An 18785-nucleotide genomic window follows, 5' to 3' on the forward strand; every position below is an offset into this window, starting at 1 on the left:
TTCTCAAGCTGAAGTGGTTTTTGTCTGGAAGGATAAAGGGTATAATTGAAGGCAGGAAGAAATATCGAGGAGGTTGTAATGATGACCCAGAAGATGATAACGATATATAACGTCGGCGGCGATTCGACGGAAATCGTCCAGCCGGAAGCGGTGGAGCATCTGATCGGAATCTTCAGCAAGCCGATCGATGAAGCGAACTTCATACACGTCCCTCTGGAACACGGCAGAACATTGCTGCTCAACCCGAATCTGATTACGTCAATATCCATTCAGGAAATCGAGAACAGACAAAATTAAGTGAGAGTGATTCAAGTGGTAAATAAGATTGTACTCAACAACAAGGAAATTGAACTGAACGACTACCAGGAGAAACCGATCTACGCCGAGGGCGAGAAATCAGGTGCAGAGGATGTCGAAGAAATCACGGTGAAGTTTGATGTGACGAAGGATGTCTACAGTGAAACTGCAGGCATATTATATGAGAGGGTGCTCGATGTGGAAGTGCCTGAAAAAGATATTAAATTCAAAGGAGAGATTATCAACTTCTACAGCGGCATCGTCAATCTGTACGAAGCAGAGGATAATACGACGGCGGATGAGTATACAGTGACTTTGAAAAATATTGGCAAATAGAGGGAATGTTATGAAACTGAGCATATTGGACCAGGCACCGGTGTCAAAAAACTCGAGCGCCCGGGAGGCACTGAACAACGCAATCAGACTCGCACAGGCAGGGGAGGAATCCGGTTACGAACGGTTCTGGCTGGCAGAGCACCATTCGATGCTGGCTTTCGCCTCCAGTACACCGGAAATTACACTCGCAGCCATCGGCAGTGAAACGTCAAAAATCAGAATCGGCTCCGGTGCGACCCTAATTCCTTATTACAGCCCGTACAAAGTGGCTGAAAACTACCATACCCTGGCGACGCTGTTTCCGGAGAGGGTGGATCTCGGAGTCGGCCGCGCACCGGGAGGCCCGGCGGAAGCGACCGAAGCTCTGAATAAGGAATATCTTAAAAACGTCTATGCAAATAAGGATCGTGTAAGTGAACTGATGGGTTTCATCCATCATGATAACCATATTGAAAAGGTTAAAATGAGTCCCAGGGCCGACTCGCCACCTGAAGTATGGATGCTCGGCACCAGTGTGAAAAGTGCGGAACTCGCGGGCGAACTCGGCATGAACTACTGCTTCGGCTACTTCATGTCGAATGCCGGGGATATGAAGGAAATCATCGATATTTACAGAGACAGTTTCAAACCCGCTGTCGATGGTCAGAAGCCGCAGGTGATGATCACCGTCACCGCATTCGTTGCAGAAACAAAAGAGAAGGCGGAAGACATCGCCATGAGCACTCTGATCTGGGGCGTTGAAAAAGAACGTGTTTTCGGCCAGAGCGATGTGGACGACGGCATCCCAAGCATCGAAACTGCGAAAAACTTCGAGCTGACCGAAGAAGAGCAGGATAATGTTGACGGGAGGCTTGACTCGATGTTCATCGGTACCGGTGAAGATGTAGCCGGCAGATTAAAGAAACTCGCGGAAACGTACAAAATAGAAGAAATAATGGTTTCCACGAATACCTACTCTATAGAAGATAAGATAAAATCGTTTGAGTTGTTGAAAGCAGCGATGGAATAGAATAACCCATACGTTAGACTCCCGGGTGCCCGGGAAAGATAACGTACGGGTTATTTTTTCTATAGATATTTAAGTACTAATTCTCTTTAAATACAACTTACCCTTCATCCTCATTATAATCAAACACCGTCGCAATGAACATCTTCCCGATATTGATCATCGAACGTTCATCGACATTGAAGTTCGGATGGTGGTGCGGATAGACATCTTCCTTATCTTCCATCGCACCGCCGACGATGAAGAAGCAGCCGGGACGCTCGAGCAGGTAATAGCCGAAGTCTTCCATACTCGTCTGAGGCGTAATATCAATGACATTTTCCTCACCCATGACTTCTTTCTGCAGCCTTGAAATACGCGCAGTCTCGTCTTCATCATTGACCACGACCGGATAACCTCTCGTGTAATCCACTTCAGCACTCATGCCGTACGCCTTCGCAATATTCTCCGTCATAACCTTGATCTTTTCTTCAGCATTATCACGTGTATCATCATCGAGTGTACGGACCGTCCCCTTGATCTCCACTTTATCCGGGATGACATTGAAGTTAGGTTCGCCAGTATTGAAAGTGGTGACGGATACGACGCCGGATTTGAGCGGATCTGTATCGCGGCTGACGATCGTCTGCAGGCTCTGGAACAGCGTCGTTGCGACAGTGAGCGGGTCTTTATTATGCTGAGGCATGCCGGCATGGCCGCCCTTGCCCTGTACCGTAATTTCAAAAGTGTCGCCGCTTGCCATAAACGCACCCGGCAGTGCACCGACCTTGCCGTACGGCATTGTTGAAATGACATGCGCACCGAACACACCGTCGACACCGTCAAGTGCACCGTCCTCGATCATGAACTTCGCACCGCCCGGAATGACTTCCTCTGCGAATTGGTGCAGGAAGACCACTTTGCCCGGTACCTCGTCCTTATTGGCAAATAAAACCTTGGCAACATGGATAAGCGTCGAAGTATGCACATCGTGACCGCACGCGTGCATCACGCCGTCGACCTTTGACTTGTACTCCACATCTTTTGCATCCTGGATCGGCAGTGCGTCAAAGTCCGCCCGGAGTGCCACTGTTCTGCCCGGCTTGCCGCCCTGAAGTGTCGCAACGACACCGCGGCCGCCGACTTTCGTTCTGACATTGTCGACACCCAGGTCTTTATAGAACTGTGCAATCTTTTCCGGTGTCTTCTCCTCATGGTGGGAGAGTTCCGGATACATGTGCATATCCCGTCTGAAATCCACCATATTATCGAATTCGGATTCGAGTGCCTTAAATAATTCTTCCATTATATATGACCTCCTGATCATTTGATCAATTTCATTTCCATACCACTATCATTTTATCAAACTACGTGACAGCTTTCCTAAAATATCACTCCAGTACTCTATGCCATCGTTATCAGTCTCTTAAAACCACGATTATCATCCCGGGCTGGACTTTTAAAATGTCTAGTATAAATGGGCTGGATGTGATAAATTCATTTCATTGCATATATTCATAGTAAATGGAGGGAACAGTATTGAACCAGAAAGATGAGCACAACAAAGAAGAAACATCATTCGTTAAAAAGAGTTATGACAATGTTTGGAAGGAATCAAGGCGTACAAAGTCATTGCTCAAGTTTTTCAGTTCGAAGGATATGAAGGAAGCGGTGGAGGGTAAACCGGATGATGACAGTTCAGGCTACCCGCCGTACAATAGATTGCAGATGACCGGTCTGATTTTAGGTCCGTTATTATTCATTTTAACTTTAATGGTTTTACAGACCGACGGTCTCGATGCAAACGGGGTATTCGTTGTGGCATCGGCATTATGGATTGCGACTTGGTGGATGACCGAAGCCATTCCGATTCCCGCGACTTCGCTCATGCCGTTGTTCCTGTTCCCGATGGGCGGGGTAATGGGCAGCGACCAGGTATCCGGCAGCTATGGCGCAGATATCATCTTCCTGTTTCTCGGCGGTTTCCTGCTGGCGGTGGCCATGGAGAAGTGGAATCTGCATACGCGTGTCGCTTTGACGATCATCCGTGCAATCGGTACCACATCGGCGACGATCATGCTGGGTTTCATGATAGCAACGGCGCTGTTGTCTATGTTCGTATCGAATACGGCAGCAGTCATGATCATGATTCCGATCGGTCTTGCGATCATCAAGGAAGCGCACTCACTGTCGACTGAGGAGATGGGTGGCGACGTAACGAAGTTTGAAAAACAGCTCGTTCTTGGAATCGGTTACTCAGGGACGATCGGTGGTCTAGGTACTCTGATCGGGACACCGCCGCTGATCATACTGGCGGGTCAGATGAATGAAATTTTCGGTTATGATATGAGCTTTGCACAGTATATGCTGATCGGTGTGCCGACGGTAGTGATCATGCTTGCCATCGCATGGTATTTCATGACATTTGTCGCATTCAAACATAATCTGAAGGAACTGCCCGGCGGCAGCAAGATCATCAACCAGGAATTTGAAGCATTGGGTAAAACGACGAAAGAGGAGAAATGGGTGCTCGCCATATTCCTCTTTGCAGCTTCAATGTGGATATTGCGCGGATTTGTTTTCGAGCATGTAGCATTTCTCGAACTGATGACCGACGGGTCTATTGCGATGTTGGCTGCAGTGCTATTGTTCCTCATTCCGACGAGAAGACAGAAAGGACGTATACTCGACTGGTCGGTTGCACGCGACCTGCCATGGGGCGTACTGCTTCTTTTCGGCGGTGGTCTGGCACTTGCTGCAGCAATAGTTGAAACCGGTGTCGACCAGTGGCTGGGCGACCTGCTTGTTGGTATTGAAGGAACGCATATCATCATCATGATCGGGGTTGTATCGTTAATGATCCTGTTCCTGACGGAGTTCACTTCGAACACGGCAACAGCGACGATGATCCTGCCGGTGCTGGCAGGCCTTGCGATGGCGGTGGAAGTGCATCCGCTAGCACTGATGCTTCCGGCTGCGATGGCAGCGAACTGTGCGTTCATGCTGCCGGTGGGAACACCGCCGAATGCGATTGTATTCGGTACAGGTAAAATATCAATTCAGGAAATGGCGAAAGCGGGTTTCGGACTGAATCTCATTGCACTGATTCTTATAGTCGGAATCACATATTTACTGATGCCGATCGTTTACGGCATCGATTTAAATGTCTTTCCGTTTTAAGGACTAAAATAGACATCATGAGAAATGGCATGGCTTTTAAAGTCATGTCATTTTCTGTGTAAATGTCACAAATAAGTACATATTACACATGTGTAACCAAATATTGTATGTAAGTATGAAATTAGGCAGTAAATCAGATGAATGATGAAAATTGTAAATAACATTATCAGGAATTGTAAATATTTTGTAATGCTCTTATATATATTTATATTGAATGTGTTATATTTATGTTTACTGAAATTTTGAAAAAAGGATGTTGAGACGAATTGGAAGAAACGTTGAATTTGGAAGAAATTCTTGAAGTCATCAAGAAGAATCTGGCAATGATCATCGGCCTCGCATTGTTGCTTGGGGCACTGACGGCATTTGCCACGGCATTTTTAATGACACCGCAGTATCAGGCGACCACACAGGTGCTTGTCAGTCAGGCAGAGCAGCAGGAGACGATATCCAACCCGGATGTTCAGACCAGTCTGCAATTGGTGAATACATATAGTGACATCATTACGTCACCGGCAATTCTCGATGAAGTTGTCGAAAATCTTGATTTGAATTACTCCTCTGCCGCACTTGCACAACAGGTGACCGTGAACAACGAAAGTGAATCGCAGGTCATCAACATATCGGTGGAAGATGAAGTGGCAGAAAATGCCGAATTGATAGCGAATGAAATCAGTACTGTCTTTCAAAATGAAATTCCGGACATCATGAATGTCGACAACGTATCCATCCTGACAGTGGCGGATGTCGGGGAAGACCCGTCACCGGTTTCACCTCAGCCGCTTGTGAATATCGCGATCGGTGTCATTCTCGGTGGACTGCTCGGACTCGGCATTGCGTTCCTGAGGGCTTTCCTGGATAAGAGTCTGAAAACGGAAGAGGATATTGAAAAACACTTGGAACTGCCGGTCATCGGATCGGTTGCGAAATTTGAAAAATAAGAGGAGACGACTTCATGTTTGGTAAGAGAGGGAAAAAACATAAATACAGTTCAGGACCGAGAGAGCTGATTGTACGGAATGAACCGAAATCTCCGGTCAGTGAACAATATAGAACAATCCGCACGAATATCATGTACTCTTCTGTGGATAACGAAATGAAAACCATCCTGTTTTCATCAGCCGCACCGAATGCCGGCAAGTCGACGACTGCTGCGAATGTCGCAGTCGCTTTCGCCCAGGCGGGCAACAGGACATTATTGATTGATGCGGATCTACGTCGTCCGACGACGCATTATACTTTTGAGATGAACAATGCGAGAGGATTGTCCAGTGCGATTGTGGGAGAAGCAGAAATCGAGCAGATTTTGAGACAGACGGATGTAGATAATCTGGATATCATCACTTCGGGACCAGTACCGCCGAACCCGGCGGAACTGCTGCAGTCAAAAAAGATGGAACATCTGCTGAAAACGGTCAATATGCAGTATGACAACATCATCATCGATTCCCCGCCCTTATTATCCGTTGCGGATGCACAGATACTGGGGACGAGAGTGGATGGTACGATTCTTGTCGTAAATTCTGAAGACAGTGACAGGGACCAGCTTCAGAAGGCGAAAGACCTGCTCAATAAGACGGATACCAACATCATAGGCGTCGTGCTGAATCAAAGAGATATGGGTTCAAAGGACAGTTACTACTATTACTACAGTAATGGAGAGTGATCATTTTGATCGATATTCACAATCATGTACTGATTGGAGTGGATGATGGACCTGGGAATAGTGAAGAAGCTGTAAAACTGCTGAAGCAGGCAGTGGATAATGGTATTACGGATATCATAGCCACTCCGCATCATAAGACGACACATTATACCAACCCGAGCAGTACGGTTTTTCAAAAACTGGACGAGCTGAACACAATCATCGAAGAAGAGAATTTACATATTAAAGTGCATCCCGGTCAGGAAATCAGAGTGAATGGTGATATTCTCCGGGATTTGTCGTCTGAAGACAGCCTCACGCTGAACCGTTCACAGTATGTGCTGGTGGAACTGCCGTTCAATGATTTGCCGCACTATACTGAAAAGCTGTTTTTCGATATGCAGATGAAAGGATACATTCCTGTCATCGCACATCCGGAACGGTGCAAGCCGATTATCCAGTCACCGGGCAGGTTGTATAATCTGGTCGAAAAAGGTGCGCATGCCCAGGTGACTGCAACGTCGGTCACCGGCGATCTGGGCGAGAATCTGAAAGAGACGAGCCTGAGAATGATTGAAAATAATCTTGTTCATCTGGTGGCGAGTGATGCGCATAATGCAGAAGCAAGACCGTTCGCATTGAACGAGGCGTATGAAGTCATTACGGAAGAACTTGGTTCGGATGTAACTGTAAAATTAAAGAAAAATGCGGAAAAATTGTTAATAGGGCAGGATTTGATTGTTGGGCCGCCATCTGCGATGGATTCGCATTATACGAAAAAGAGGAAGAAAAAGAAGAGACGCTTTTTTGGATTTCTATAGAAAGAAGGTATGCAGTTGGGAGCGAGAGGACGTTATATTTTATTGTTGGCGATTGACTCGCTGATTGTCACGTTTTCTGTGTTTTTAGGATATTATATTTTGGCGCCGTTTTTCCTGCATTATACGCTGCCGGTACTTGCGGGTGTGTCCATCATACTGTTGCTCAGTCACCATGTGTTTGCTTACATCTTTAATCTGTATCACAGAGCATGGGAGTATGCGAGTGTCAGGGAATTGATGTCAATAGCGAAGGCTGTGACGGCATCGATTGTTGTGACGTATATATTGAGTTGGATTTTCTTCCAAACATCATTCACAAGGCTGATGATTATTACATGGATGATGCATCTGATATTAATTGGTGGTTCCAGGTTATGGTGGCGGGTTTCCAGACATAGGATTGTGGGCCAAAAAGATAATAATAAAAACAAAAAACGAACGTTAATAGTAGGTGCTGGCCGTGGTGGTTCGATGCTGATCAAACAGATGTTGGATACACCTGAGATGAATATGGCACCCATTGTTGCGGTGGACGATGATATTTCCAAACGGCGTATGGAATTGACGAACCGGGTGAGAGTCGAAGGGAATCGTAACGATATTCAAAAACTGATCAAAAAGTATGATATTGAAAAAGTGGTTATCGCAATTCCGTCATTAAGTAAGTCAGAACTGAATGAGATTCACGCACTGTCTGTATCTGAAGGAATAGAAGTCATGATTATGCCGAATATCGATGATGTCATGTCTGGCACAGTTGAAGTCAGCAATCTTAAAAAAGTGGAAGTTGAAGATCTGCTAGGCAGAGAGCCTGTGGAACTGGATACGGATGGGATTGAAGACCAGGTTCTCGGTAAAACGATATTAGTGACAGGTGCCGGTGGAAGTATTGGATCAGAAATAGTCAGACAAATAACAAAATTCCAACCTAAAAAAGTAGTATTATTAGGGCATGGAGAGAACAGTATTTATACGATATTGGATGAGATGTCTTTACTCGATAACACAATTGATTATGTACCTGTAATAGCTGATGTGCAGGATCGCGAAAGGATGTTTGAAGTATTTGAAATACATCGACCGGATATAGTTTACCATGCTGCAGCCCATAAACATGTCCCTCTTATGGAAGCTAATCCTCAAGAGGCAGTCAAGAACAATATTATAGGCACAAAAAATACAGCAGAAGCAGCAATTGAGTATAAGGTGGATAGGTTTGTTTTGGTTTCGACTGATAAAGCAGTGAATCCACCAAACATAATGGGAGCAACAAAAAGAGTGGCAGAAATGGTAGTGCAAGCATTGAACCATGAAAGTGAAGTAACTGCACTAGTAGCAGTAAGATTTGGAAATGTCCTTGGAAGTCGAGGTTCAGTTATACCAAAATTTAGGAATCAAATAGAAGCTGGTGGACCAGTTACAGTAACTGATGAAAGGATGACACGTTATTTTATGACCATCCCAGAAGCTTCGAGATTAGTCATTCAAGCTGGAGCAATAGCAGAAGGCGGTGAAGTGTTTGTCCTAGATATGGGAGAGCCGGTAAAAATAATTGAATTGGCTCGTAACATGATTAGATTCAGTGGATATAAAGAGGAAGATATTGGAATTAAAGTAAGTGGAATTAGGCCGGGTGAAAAGTTATTTGAAGAGTTACTCAATGAAGATGAAATTCATTCAGACCAAGTTTATGAAAAAATCCACAGAGGTAAATCTAGTTACAAAGATTTAAATGAAATTGAAAACTTCATTAAGAATTATTTGTATAATAACATGGATGAGAGCCTGTTATTTAAATTAATAGAAAGTAATAGCGGAGGTAAAAATGGATTACAAAAAAATTAAAAGATTTTTTGATATAATATTCTCCTTAATTGGAATAATTATATTATCACCATTATTGATTATTGTTTCTTTGCTAATAAAAAATGATTCAAAAGGTCCTATAATATTCAAGCAAAAAAGAATTGGAGAATTTGGTAAGGTATTTAATATTTTTAAATTTCGGTCTATGGTTGAGGATGCTGAGAAAGGTGGCGTATATGAATTAAAGGGGGATAATAGAGTAACCAAAGTAGGGAAATTAATTCGCAAAACTAGTATTGATGAACTACCTCAATTTGTAAATATCCTTAAGGGAGATATGTCGATTATTGGGCCAAGACCTACTTTAACTTATCACCCATGGGGCTATAGTGAATATAGTAATCACCAAAAGAAAAGATTTGAAGTGAAACCTGGTGTGACTGGTTGGGCACAAATTAATGGAAGAAAGCAATTAAGTTGGGATGAGAGAATAGAATATGATGTTCATTATGTTAATAATATATCGTTTTTATTTGATTTAAAAATACTCTTTATGACTTTCATAAAAGTGCTCAGAAATGAGGATAATATAAATGTTGGCACTACGAATAAAATAGAGGAGTAGTTCAATAAATGAGTTTAAAACTAATGTATATAACTAATAATCCTAAAATAGCTGAATTAGCAGACACTTCTGGAGTTGATTGGATATTTATTGATTTAGAAAAACTAGGTAAAGAAGATCGTCAAAAAGGTTTAGACACAGTGAAGTCTCAACATACTATTGAGGATATAAGTCGTGTGAAAGATGTTATTCGTTATTCCGAATTATTGGTAAGAATTAATCCGGTTAACAACAATACTAGAAATGAGATTGAGGAAGTTATTAAAAGAGGAGCAGAGATTATAATGCTTCCATATTTTAAATATGCTTTTGAAGTGGAACAATTCATAAAAATGGTAGACGGACGAGTAAAGACATGTTTATTACTCGAAACAGAAGAAGCAGTAAATGCAATAGATTCAATATTGGAAGTTAGAGGTATTGATTATATTCATATAGGTTTAAACGACTTACATCTTAGCTATGGTATGGATTTTATGTTTGAACCTTTGAAAGAGGGTATTGTTGATAATTTAGGTAATAAGATTAAGTCGAAAAATATACCTTTTGGATTTGGAGGAATAGCAAAATTAGGAGATGGAGCACTACCTGCAGAAAACATACTCGCAGAGCATCATAGGTTAAAATCAGAGATGGTGATTCTATCAAGGAGTTTTATAACAAACAAAGAGTCATTAAATAAAATAAAAAAAGAATTTATAGATGGTATTAACAAAATAAGATTTTTCGAAGCATCCTTAAAAAGTAAGAGTGATCAATTTTTTATTGACAATAAAAATGAAACATACAAGATAGTAGACCAATTATCTAAAGTGAGACATTAACCCTTATAGACACTTATAAAAATCTTAATGATACTAGAGGTGATTTTCTTTGGAAATACTCATTACAGGTGCATTAAAGTACAATAAAGTCTTTTTTAAACATTTAGAAGAGCTGGGACATAATATTACATTTGTTAAAGATGAGAGAACGGAATTGAATATGGATGTTGAAAATATTGAGGTAATAATTTGTAACAACTTATTTCAATATAATGAGATAGATAATTTTAAATCCTTAAAAACCATTCAGTTAACGAGCGCTGGCTATGACAGAGTCCCTTTAGAAAGAATTAAAGAAAGAGATATAAATATATTTAATGCAAAAGATACATACGGTGTGCCTATTGCTGAATGGGTAATATTAAATATGTTGGAAGTATATAAAGAATCGTTTTTCTTCTACGATGAACAAAAGAAGAAAAATTGGAAAAAAATAGAAGCTTAAGGACTTTGGAAAATAAAAATGTAGCATTAATAGGTTATGGTAATATTGGTCAAGAAATCGCTAATAGGCTTTCTGTGTTTGGTGTTAATATTTTAGCAGTTAATACACAAAAAAAAGATAAAGATAATTCTGATATTACCTATTATAGTATTGAGGATTTAGATGTAGTGTTAAAACAAAGTGATATTGTTGTGGTACTTTTACCGTATAAAGAGAATACTCATCATCTATTTAACTATAAAACCTTCAACGAGATGAAAACAGATTCAGTCTTCATAAATGTATCTAGAGGAAAGGTTGTTAATGAAAATGAATTAATTGATATTCTAAATAGCAACTTAGAAATGTATGCTTGTCTAGATGTTTTTGAAAAAGAGCCACTTCCTTTAGAAAGCCCACTTTGGGAGCATCCAAGGATAAAAATCACTCCACATAATTCATTTGTCTCAGAATTAAATCAAGAAAAGCTACATAAAGTAATTACGGAAAATATCAGTGTATTAAAAATTAATGGTTAGTGGTGAAAACATGAAGGTTATAATGATGAGACCAAGCTATGCACCAGAAATTTCTGGAGGCACTCATTTAGCTTTAAACTTGGTAGATGATTTAATAAAAAATGGTGACATTGTAGAAGTGATTGCTCCAGCGCCCCATAGAGCGAATGAACAAATTAAAAAAAAATATAAAAATCTTAAAAGAGAAGAAAAATATAATGGTAAGTTAGTTATACATAGAGTTAGTTCACCGTTTGGGGAAAAGACAATATTTTTAAGAGCTTTGAGGTTATTATCAATTTCTTTGGGAATGTTCAATAAAGCGAGAAAAATTAAAGATGCAGGTGTCATCATGAGTCATTCTATGCCTCCATTCCTAGGACCTTTAGCAATTGTCGCAGGTAAAATAAAAAGGCTCCCTGTTGTTTATTGGGAACAGGATATAGTTTCGGAATCGTTGATAAGTACTGGAGTAGCAGCAAAGGGTATTAAAAAAAATATTCTGTTTAACTCAGCAAAATTATTTGAAAAAATCTCTTCAAAGGGAAGCAATCATATTATAACAATTTCAGAAAAATTCAAGAAAAGCCATACTAAAATGAATGTAAAAGATAATAAAATTGACGTGGTATACAATTGGATAGATACTGATAAATTTATACCAATCAACAAAGAGAATAACTTTTTATTTGATGATTTGGAAATTAAAAGAAGTGATTTTATTATCACCTATTGTGGTAATTTAGGGCTTCCTCAAAATGTTGAAATTTTAGTTGATGCAGCTAAGAAACTTAATCACTTAAAAGATCTAAAGATTGTGATTTTAGGTAACGGCGTAAGGAAAAATCACATTGAACAATATATTGAAAAGTCAAATTTAAATAATACCGTTAGTCTGCATCCCTTAGTGCCTTTAGAAAAGGCACACTATGCTTATAGTTTAGGTGATATAGGTGTAGTAGTAGGAAGGAAAGGGACCTCTAATAACGGTTTTCCTAGTAAAACATGGAGTATTATGGCAGCTGGTCAGGCCATGATTTCATGTTTTGATCAAGATAGCGAATTAAGCTCATTCGTGAGAGAAGGGGAATGCGGTATTTCTTTACCTCCTGACGACTCAGAAAAATTAGCTGAAGCTATTGAATATTATTATAATAATCGGGATAAAGTAAGAGAACACCAAGATAATAGTCGGCACTTTGTTGTAAATAATTTTTCCAGACCAGAAGCAACTTCTAAAATAATAGAGGTGTTAAAAAAATCTCGATTAAATAATGAGAAGGAGAAAAAGTATGTTTAAAAATAAAAGCTTACTAATTACAGGGGGAACAGGCTCTTTTGGTAATGCTGTTTTGGATAGATTTTTAGAAACTGATATAAAAGAAATCAGAATATTTTCTCGAGATGAAAAAAAGCAAGATGATATGCGAAAAAAATATAAAAATGAAAAGATAAGATTTTATATAGGTGATGTAAGAGATAAAGATAGTGTTAAAAACGCCATGTATGGAGTTGATTATGTATTCCATGCCGCTGCATTGAAACAAGTCCCTTCATGTGAATTCTTCCCGATGGAAGCAGTTAAGACTAACGTCGTTGGTACTGAAAATGTATTAGATGCCTCTGTAGAATGTGGTGTGGAAAAAGTGATATGTCTATCAACCGATAAAGCTGCTTATCCAATAAATGCTATGGGCATTTCAAAAGCGATGATGGAAAAGGTTTTTGTTGCTAAGTCAAAAACAGTAGATTCAAATAGAACTTTAGTTTGTGGCACAAGATATGGAAACGTTATGGCATCCAGAGGTTCAGTCATACCGCTTTTCATAGATCAACTAAAAAAAGGGCAAGATATTACTGTTACAGATCCAGAAATGACGAGGTTTCTTATGAGTTTGGAAGAAGCTGTAGAGTTAGTAATTTTTGCTTTTAAAAATGCTTCAGCTGGCGATATCATGGTACAAAAGTCCCCAGCATCAACTATTAAAGATTTAGCACAGGCGATTAAAGAACTTTTTGGAGCCAATAATGAAATTAAAATCATCGGTACAAGACATGGTGAGAAACTCTATGAAACATTACTCACTCGAGAAGAACATATAGTCGCCAAAGATATGGGGAATTTTTATAAAGTTCCTGCTGATGCTAGAGATTTAAACTATGATAAGTATTTTGTAGAAGGTGATAAAGAACTATCTACTGAAGAAGAATACAACTCACATAATACAGTGAGGTTAAATATAGAAGAGATAAAAGACAAATTACTAGCATTGAATTATGTTCAAGAAGAATTGAAAGGATGGAATCAAAGATGAATATACTAATTACTGGAGCCCAAGGTTTCATCGGAAAAAACTTAATTGCTGATTTAAAACATACTACTAATCATGAAATACTTGAGATAACAAGAGATACAGAAAACGATATAATGAATGAATATTGTAAGAAAGCTGATTTTGTGTATCACCTTGCTGGAGTGAATAGACCCAAAAAGAAACAAGAATTTATAACAGGCAATCAAGATTTCACTCAGAAACTATTCGACACTTTAGAAAAACATCAAAGTAAAGCTCCAGTATTAGTGACATCATCTATTCAGTCTGAAAAAGATAATCCATATGGCAACAGCAAAAAAGCAGCAGAAGAAATTACATTTAAATATGAAGAGAAAACAGGCAATAAAGTATTAGTTTATAAACTGCCTAATGTTTTTGGTAAATGGTGCAAACCTAACTATAATAGTGTGGTTGCTACCTTCTGTCATAACATAGCAAACAATCTTCCTATTGAAGTGAATGATGAGACAGCACAGCTTAATCTTGTTTATATTGATAACGTTATTGAAGAATTCAAAGCTGCACTGGAAGGTAATGAAAATGCAGTGGATTCATACTGTGATGTAGATAATAAACACCAGGTAAAACTAGGTGAAATTGTCAAGCTACTTCACGACTTTAAAGAGAGCAGAAACAGTCGTTCAGTGCCTGATATGGATGATCCTTTTACTAAAAGTTTATATAGTACATATTTAAGTTATTTACCTAAAAAAGATTTTAGCTATGACCTAAAAATGAATATAGATGATAGAGGATCATTTACAGAATTTTTAAAAACTCCGGATAGGGGTCAGGTTTCTGTTAATGTATCTAAACCAGGTATAACAAAAGGTAATCATTGGCATCATACTAAAAATGAAAAGTTTTTAGTTGTCAGTGGCACTGGTGTAATACGATTTAGAAAAATAAATGATAATGAAGTGATTGAATATCATATAAGTGGTGAAAAACTTGAGGTTGTAGATATACCAGTAGGCTACACTCATAACATTGAGAATTTAGGCAATACTGATATGGTAACCGTGATGTGGGTAAATGAAATTTTTGATCCTGAAAATCCGGATACTTATTTTGAGGAGGTTTGATTATGAAAAAATTAAAAGTCATGACTGTTGTCGGAACAAGACCGGAGATAATCAGGTTATCTGCAGTTATAAATCGTCTTGAAGAGTCTGAAGCAATAGAACATGTTCTTGTACATACTGGTCAGAACTATGATTATGAGTTAAATGAAGTGTTTTTTAATGATTTTAATTTAAGAAAACCAGATTATTTTCTTAATGCAGCCACAGGTACGGCTGTAGAGACCATCGGAAATATCCTTATTAAAGTAGACCCAATTATGGATGAAGTAAAACCAGATGCATTCCTTGTATTAGGAGATACAAATAGTTGTTTATGTGCAATAGCCGCTAAAAGAAAGAAAATTCCAATTTTCCATATGGAAGCTGGGAATAGATGCTTTGATCAGAGAGTGCCTGAGGAAACCAATAGGAAAATTGTAGATCATATTTCTGATATTAACCTTACATATAGTTCAATTGCCAGAGAATATTTACTTAGAGAAGGTTTTCCGTCAGATCAAATAATTAAAATCGGTAGTCCGATGCTTGAGGTTATAAATTCAAGAAAAGATGATATTGATAAGTCGGATATTGTAGAAGAACTCAACCTAAAAAAAAATGAATACTTTGTTGTTTCTGCGCATAGAGAAGAAAATATAAACTCTGAAAAGAATTTTAACGGATTAGTGGAAAGCTTAAACACTATAGCTGAACGATATGGTATGCCTATAATAATTAGTACTCATCCAAGGACCAAAAAGATGATAGAAGAAAAGGGTATTAAATTTAACTCATTAATTAGAACTATGAAACCTTTAGGTTTTAATAATTATATTAAATTACAAAAAAGTGCTAAAGCTGTACTTAGTGATAGTGGCACGATTAATGAAGAATCATCTATTTTGGGATTAAAGGCATTAAATATTAGAGACGCACATGAAAGACCAGAAGCGATGGAAAATACAGTTACTATAATGGTTGGTTTAAATAAGGAAAGAATAATGCAAGGTCTTGAGGTCCTTGAAAAAAACGGCAATATTAATCAAAATATCGTTTATGATTATAATGTTACAGATGTGTCTCAAAAAATAGTGAGTTTAATACTCTCATATACTGATTATATAAACCGTAAAGTTTGGAGAGAATACAAGTGACTAAAAAAATGTTAATCATTACAGGATATTATTTACCAAGTATAAAAGGTGGCGGACCTATTCAATCAATTAAAAATATTGTCGAGAACTTTAATTCTGAATTAGAAATTTATATTATTACTGGGGATAGAGATTTGGGTGATAGCACCGCATTCCCAAATATAACCATCGATGGTTGGAACAAAGTTGGTTCTGCAAATGTCTTTTATATTAACTCAGAGAAGTATTCATTGTCAAAAATCAAAAATATTATACATGATTTAGACGTGGATATCATATATCTCAATAGTTTTTTTTCATTTAAATTTAGTATTTTACCTTTGATTATATTAAAATCTAAAAAGCTTAAGCAGAAAAGAATAGTAATTGCACCGAGGGGGGAATTTTCTCCAGGAGCATTTAATCTTAAGAGATATAAGAAAAATCTATACGTGAATATAACAAAACCATTTAATTTTTATAAAAATATAGTATGGCATGCCACTGCAATTTCTGAAAAAGAACATATTGAAAAAAAAATGGGTTACAAATCAGAGGTGATCTTAGCCAATAACTTAACTCCGGATTACTCTCAACTAAACTACTCGAAAAAACTTAATAAAGAACCGAATTATGTAAAATTAGTATATATTTCTCGTATCCATCAAAAGAAAAATTTAATTTTTGCCTTACAGCTTTTATCGTCTATAAAAGGGAATGTGCTTTTTAATATTTACGGCCCTATAGAAGACAATAATTATTGGAAGAAGTGCAAAGAAATAATTGCTAGGTTACCGCAGAATATATCTGTAAAGTACCATGGATTAGCTAAAAGAAATAAAATTATGAGTATTTTTCATGAAAATCATTTTTTCTTCTTTCCGACCCTTGGTGAAAATTATGGTCATGTAATTTCTGAATCTTTAATAGGAGCGTGTCCATTAATAATTAGTGATGAAACCCCTTGGAGGAGATTACAAGAAAAAAAAGTCGGTTGGGATATTTCTTTAGATAGAGAAGAAAAATTTATAGAAGTTCTAAATGAAGCAGTTCAAATGAACCAAGAAGAGTATGTAGAATATTCTAAAGAATCTTTCGCTTTCGGTAAAAATACTTCAAATATTCAGAGAGAGAGAGAGAATTATCAAAAACTATTTGACTTTTGATGATTTATTTCTGTTTCCTTCGTAGAAGGTGTGAATTTCGATTTGAATTCAAATGCATTATCGTTTAAAAAAAATTTTTCTTGGACTTTATTTTCAAGTATACTTTTTTCTTTCAGTCAATTGTTTATAATTTCAATACTAGCTAAATTAGGTAGTGTAGAATTAGTTGGTATGTATTCGTTGGGTCTAGCTATTAGTGCGCCTGTATTTCTCTTTTTTTCTATGAATCTTAGAGTGGTCTTATCAACTGATTTAAAAGAAGAGATGAGTTTTTCCAACTATTTAATGTTTAGACTTTTTACTTCATCTATAGCTGTCATATTAATTATACTTCTACTAGCAATACTAAACGTAAGTACTGAAAGTAAATTAATCATCATACTAATATCATTAGTTAAATGGGTTGAATCATTAAGTGATATTAGTTATGGAAAGTTTTTTCAGATGGAGACGATGCAATATGCTGCAATCTCAAAAATTATGAGATCAATATTGACAATTGTAGTTTTTTTAATCGTATTTTTACTATCAGAAAATTTAATTCTCAGTATTACATTTCAATTAACTAGTTGGATGATAATACTCCTTTTGTATGATTTTAAAAAATTAAAAAAGGTATTTAATGTATATTTAGTAAAAGGGGGAATTAACAAAAATAAGTTTAAAACATTATTTTTAATAGCTATTCCTCTTGGGATTTCAGGTACGCTCGATTCTTTGAACACAAATATACCTCGTTATTTTATATCAACATTCTATAGTTCAAGTGAACTTGGTATTTATACTGGTGTGACATATATTATGATAATTGGTCAAGTTTTTATTTCAGCGATGTCAAATGTTGTTATTCCAAGGCTATCTAAATATTATGTATATGATCTAAAAAAATATGTGATGTTTTTAAGACGACTTATGATTTTAGCTATTGCAATTAGTTTGTTAGGAATTTTAATATCGTCGATATTTGGAGATATCATTTTAAGAATCTTATTTAGTGAGGAATTTTCGGGTTATAAAAATCTCTTATCTTTGTCAATGATTACTGCATCATTTTGGTATATGTCTGGTTTCTTACATGCAGGGATACAAGCAACAAGAAAATTTAAAGTACAAATTCCATTATTTCTAATTACTATGGTGGCTACTTTAATTTTTTCAATCATATTCATACCTATTTTTGGAATCTATGGAGGAGTTATTTCTCTAATGATAGGCTATATTACTCGCTTTTTGTTTTCGCTAATAGTAGTCAATAGAATTATTAAGCTAAAAATATAAGGTTATAAATTTGCAAACTTAATTATTATTAATATTTGTAATCTTTTAACCTTTATAATTTATTATTGTTATCTCATTTAAATGCACTTTTCAAAAACTTATACCATTGTAATTTATACTTTAACCTGAATTATTCATAGAAAAATACTAACAGGCAATTAACGCCGGTTTCATTGGCTTTTCAAGCGAATGCCCATTCACTTGAAAAGTGAAAAAAGAACCCATTTCTGATAAGGTTAAATCACCACAAAATAACCAAAAGAAAGGGTTCTTATAATGGCTACTTTATCGCAAATCTCATTGGATTTCAATCGCAAGATCAAACTCTCAAACGACGGCGGTGCACT

19 protein-coding genes are annotated in these 18785 nt (G+C 37.5%); 18 read left to right on the forward strand and 1 reads right to left on the reverse strand.

Annotated features, from left to right (window positions below; genetic code table 11):
- Window positions 1-81 precede the first annotated feature (81 nt).
- From BO48_RS14270 to BO48_RS14280, 3 genes are read left to right on the forward strand one after another with little or no spacing between them, the layout of a single operon-like run.
- Window positions 82-297 carry a hypothetical protein gene (locus tag BO48_RS14270; protein ID WP_092988067.1) on the forward strand — a complete coding sequence of 72 codons (216 nt, stop codon included), beginning with the start codon at window positions 82-84 and terminating at the stop codon, window positions 295-297.
- A 15-nt stretch (window positions 298-312) separates the two neighbouring features.
- Window positions 313-633 (forward strand): DUF3219 family protein, encoded by a 321-nt coding sequence (locus BO48_RS14275; RefSeq protein ID WP_496368426.1) that lies wholly within the window; start codon window positions 313-315, stop codon window positions 631-633.
- 10 nt (window positions 634-643) lie between these two features.
- Window positions 644-1642, forward strand: a complete 999-nt coding sequence (locus tag BO48_RS14280; protein ID WP_496368428.1) for an LLM class flavin-dependent oxidoreductase — start codon at window positions 644-646, stop codon at window positions 1640-1642.
- 97 nt (window positions 1643-1739) lie between these two features.
- Here the strand turns inward: BO48_RS14280 and BO48_RS14285 are convergent, their stop codons facing one another.
- Complete coding sequence (locus tag BO48_RS14285; RefSeq protein WP_496368430.1) at window positions 1740-2924, reverse strand: amidohydrolase; 1185 nt, start codon at window positions 2922-2924, stop codon at window positions 1740-1742.
- 353 nt (window positions 2925-3277) lie between these two features.
- Here BO48_RS14285 and BO48_RS14290 point away from each other — a divergent pair, with 353 nt between their 5' ends.
- From BO48_RS14290 to BO48_RS14360, 15 genes are all read left to right on the forward strand, one after another.
- Window positions 3278-4798, forward strand: a complete 1521-nt coding sequence (locus BO48_RS14290; RefSeq protein ID WP_496368454.1) for an SLC13 family permease — start codon at window positions 3278-3280, stop codon at window positions 4796-4798.
- A gap of 266 nt (window positions 4799-5064) precedes the next feature.
- Window positions 5065-5739, forward strand: a complete 675-nt coding sequence (locus tag BO48_RS14295; RefSeq protein ID WP_496368432.1) for a YveK family protein — start codon at window positions 5065-5067, stop codon at window positions 5737-5739.
- 14 nt (window positions 5740-5753) lie between these two features.
- Window positions 5754-6464 (forward strand): CpsD/CapB family tyrosine-protein kinase, encoded by a 711-nt coding sequence (locus BO48_RS14300; protein WP_496368434.1) that lies wholly within the window; start codon window positions 5754-5756, stop codon window positions 6462-6464.
- A 5-nt stretch (window positions 6465-6469) separates the two neighbouring features.
- Window positions 6470-7264, forward strand: coding sequence for a tyrosine-protein phosphatase (locus BO48_RS14305; RefSeq protein WP_496368436.1), 795 nt, complete (start codon window positions 6470-6472; stop codon window positions 7262-7264).
- A gap of 9 nt (window positions 7265-7273) precedes the next feature.
- On the forward strand, window positions 7274-9109 hold the full coding sequence (locus BO48_RS14310; protein ID WP_496368437.1) for a polysaccharide biosynthesis protein: 1836 nt from the start codon (window positions 7274-7276) through the stop codon (window positions 9107-9109).
- Window positions 9090-9695 (forward strand): sugar transferase, encoded by a 606-nt coding sequence (locus BO48_RS14315; protein ID WP_496368438.1) that lies wholly within the window; start codon window positions 9090-9092, stop codon window positions 9693-9695. The genes BO48_RS14310 and BO48_RS14315 overlap by 20 nt, the downstream gene beginning before the upstream one ends.
- An 8-nt stretch (window positions 9696-9703) precedes the next feature.
- Entirely contained in the window at window positions 9704-10519 is an 816-nt protein-coding gene (locus tag BO48_RS14320) for an aldolase/citrate lyase family protein (protein WP_496368439.1), read from the forward strand.
- A 49-nt stretch (window positions 10520-10568) separates the two neighbouring features.
- Window positions 10569-10964, forward strand: coding sequence for a Rossmann-fold NAD(P)-binding domain-containing protein (locus BO48_RS14325; protein WP_496368440.1), 396 nt, complete (start codon window positions 10569-10571; stop codon window positions 10962-10964).
- Window positions 10943-11482, forward strand: a complete 540-nt coding sequence (locus BO48_RS14330; protein ID WP_496368441.1) for an NAD(P)-dependent oxidoreductase — start codon at window positions 10943-10945, stop codon at window positions 11480-11482. Before BO48_RS14325 ends, BO48_RS14330 begins: the two co-directional genes overlap by 22 nt.
- Window positions 11483-11507: 25 nt before the next feature.
- Window positions 11508-12761, forward strand: coding sequence for a glycosyltransferase family 4 protein (locus tag BO48_RS14335; RefSeq protein WP_496368442.1), 1254 nt, complete (start codon window positions 11508-11510; stop codon window positions 12759-12761).
- Window positions 12754-13776 (forward strand): polysaccharide biosynthesis protein, encoded by a 1023-nt coding sequence (locus BO48_RS14340; RefSeq protein WP_496368443.1) that lies wholly within the window; start codon window positions 12754-12756, stop codon window positions 13774-13776. Before BO48_RS14335 ends, BO48_RS14340 begins: the two co-directional genes overlap by 8 nt.
- Window positions 13773-14882 (forward strand): capsular polysaccharide biosynthesis protein CapF, encoded by a 1110-nt coding sequence (locus BO48_RS14345; RefSeq protein WP_496368445.1) that lies wholly within the window; start codon window positions 13773-13775, stop codon window positions 14880-14882. Before BO48_RS14340 ends, BO48_RS14345 begins: the two co-directional genes overlap by 4 nt.
- Before the next feature lie 2 nt (window positions 14883-14884).
- Window positions 14885-16015, forward strand: coding sequence for a non-hydrolyzing UDP-N-acetylglucosamine 2-epimerase (wecB, locus tag BO48_RS14350; protein WP_496368446.1), 1131 nt, complete (start codon window positions 14885-14887; stop codon window positions 16013-16015).
- Entirely contained in the window at window positions 16012-17160 is a 1149-nt protein-coding gene (locus tag BO48_RS14355; protein ID WP_496368448.1) for a glycosyltransferase family 4 protein, read from the forward strand. Before wecB ends, BO48_RS14355 begins: the two co-directional genes overlap by 4 nt.
- A 30-nt stretch (window positions 17161-17190) precedes the next feature.
- A complete protein-coding gene (locus tag BO48_RS14360) occupies window positions 17191-18438 on the forward strand; it encodes an oligosaccharide flippase family protein (protein WP_496368450.1) in 1248 nt (415 codons plus the stop codon).
- Window positions 18439-18785: the final 347 nt, after the last annotated feature.

This window comes from Lacicoccus kunmingensis DSM 17847, assembly GCF_059568765.1.

Coding starts and splice junctions, on each gene's coding strand:
- BO48_RS14270 (WP_092988067.1), top strand. CDS start 82: ATGACCCAGAAGATGATAACGATATATAACGTCGGCGGCGATTCGACG.
- BO48_RS14280 (WP_496368428.1), top strand. CDS start 644: ATGAAACTGAGCATATTGGACCAGGCACCGGTGTCAAAAAACTCGAGC.
- BO48_RS14285 (WP_496368430.1), bottom strand. CDS start 2,924: ATGGAAGAATTATTTAAGGCACTCGAATCCGAATTCGATAATATGGTG.
- BO48_RS14290 (WP_496368454.1), top strand. CDS start 3,278: ATGAAGGAAGCGGTGGAGGGTAAACCGGATGATGACAGTTCAGGCTAC.
- BO48_RS14300 (WP_496368434.1), top strand. CDS start 5,754: ATGTTTGGTAAGAGAGGGAAAAAACATAAATACAGTTCAGGACCGAGA.
- BO48_RS14310 (WP_496368437.1), top strand. CDS start 7,274: ATGCAGTTGGGAGCGAGAGGACGTTATATTTTATTGTTGGCGATTGAC.
- BO48_RS14315 (WP_496368438.1), top strand. CDS start 9,090: ATGGATTACAAAAAAATTAAAAGATTTTTTGATATAATATTCTCCTTA.
- BO48_RS14320 (WP_496368439.1), top strand. CDS start 9,704: ATGAGTTTAAAACTAATGTATATAACTAATAATCCTAAAATAGCTGAA.
- BO48_RS14335 (WP_496368442.1), top strand. CDS start 11,508: ATGAGACCAAGCTATGCACCAGAAATTTCTGGAGGCACTCATTTAGCT.
- BO48_RS14340 (WP_496368443.1), top strand. CDS start 12,754: ATGTTTAAAAATAAAAGCTTACTAATTACAGGGGGAACAGGCTCTTTT.
- BO48_RS14345 (WP_496368445.1), top strand. CDS start 13,773: ATGAATATACTAATTACTGGAGCCCAAGGTTTCATCGGAAAAAACTTA.
- wecB (WP_496368446.1), top strand. CDS start 14,885: ATGAAAAAATTAAAAGTCATGACTGTTGTCGGAACAAGACCGGAGATA.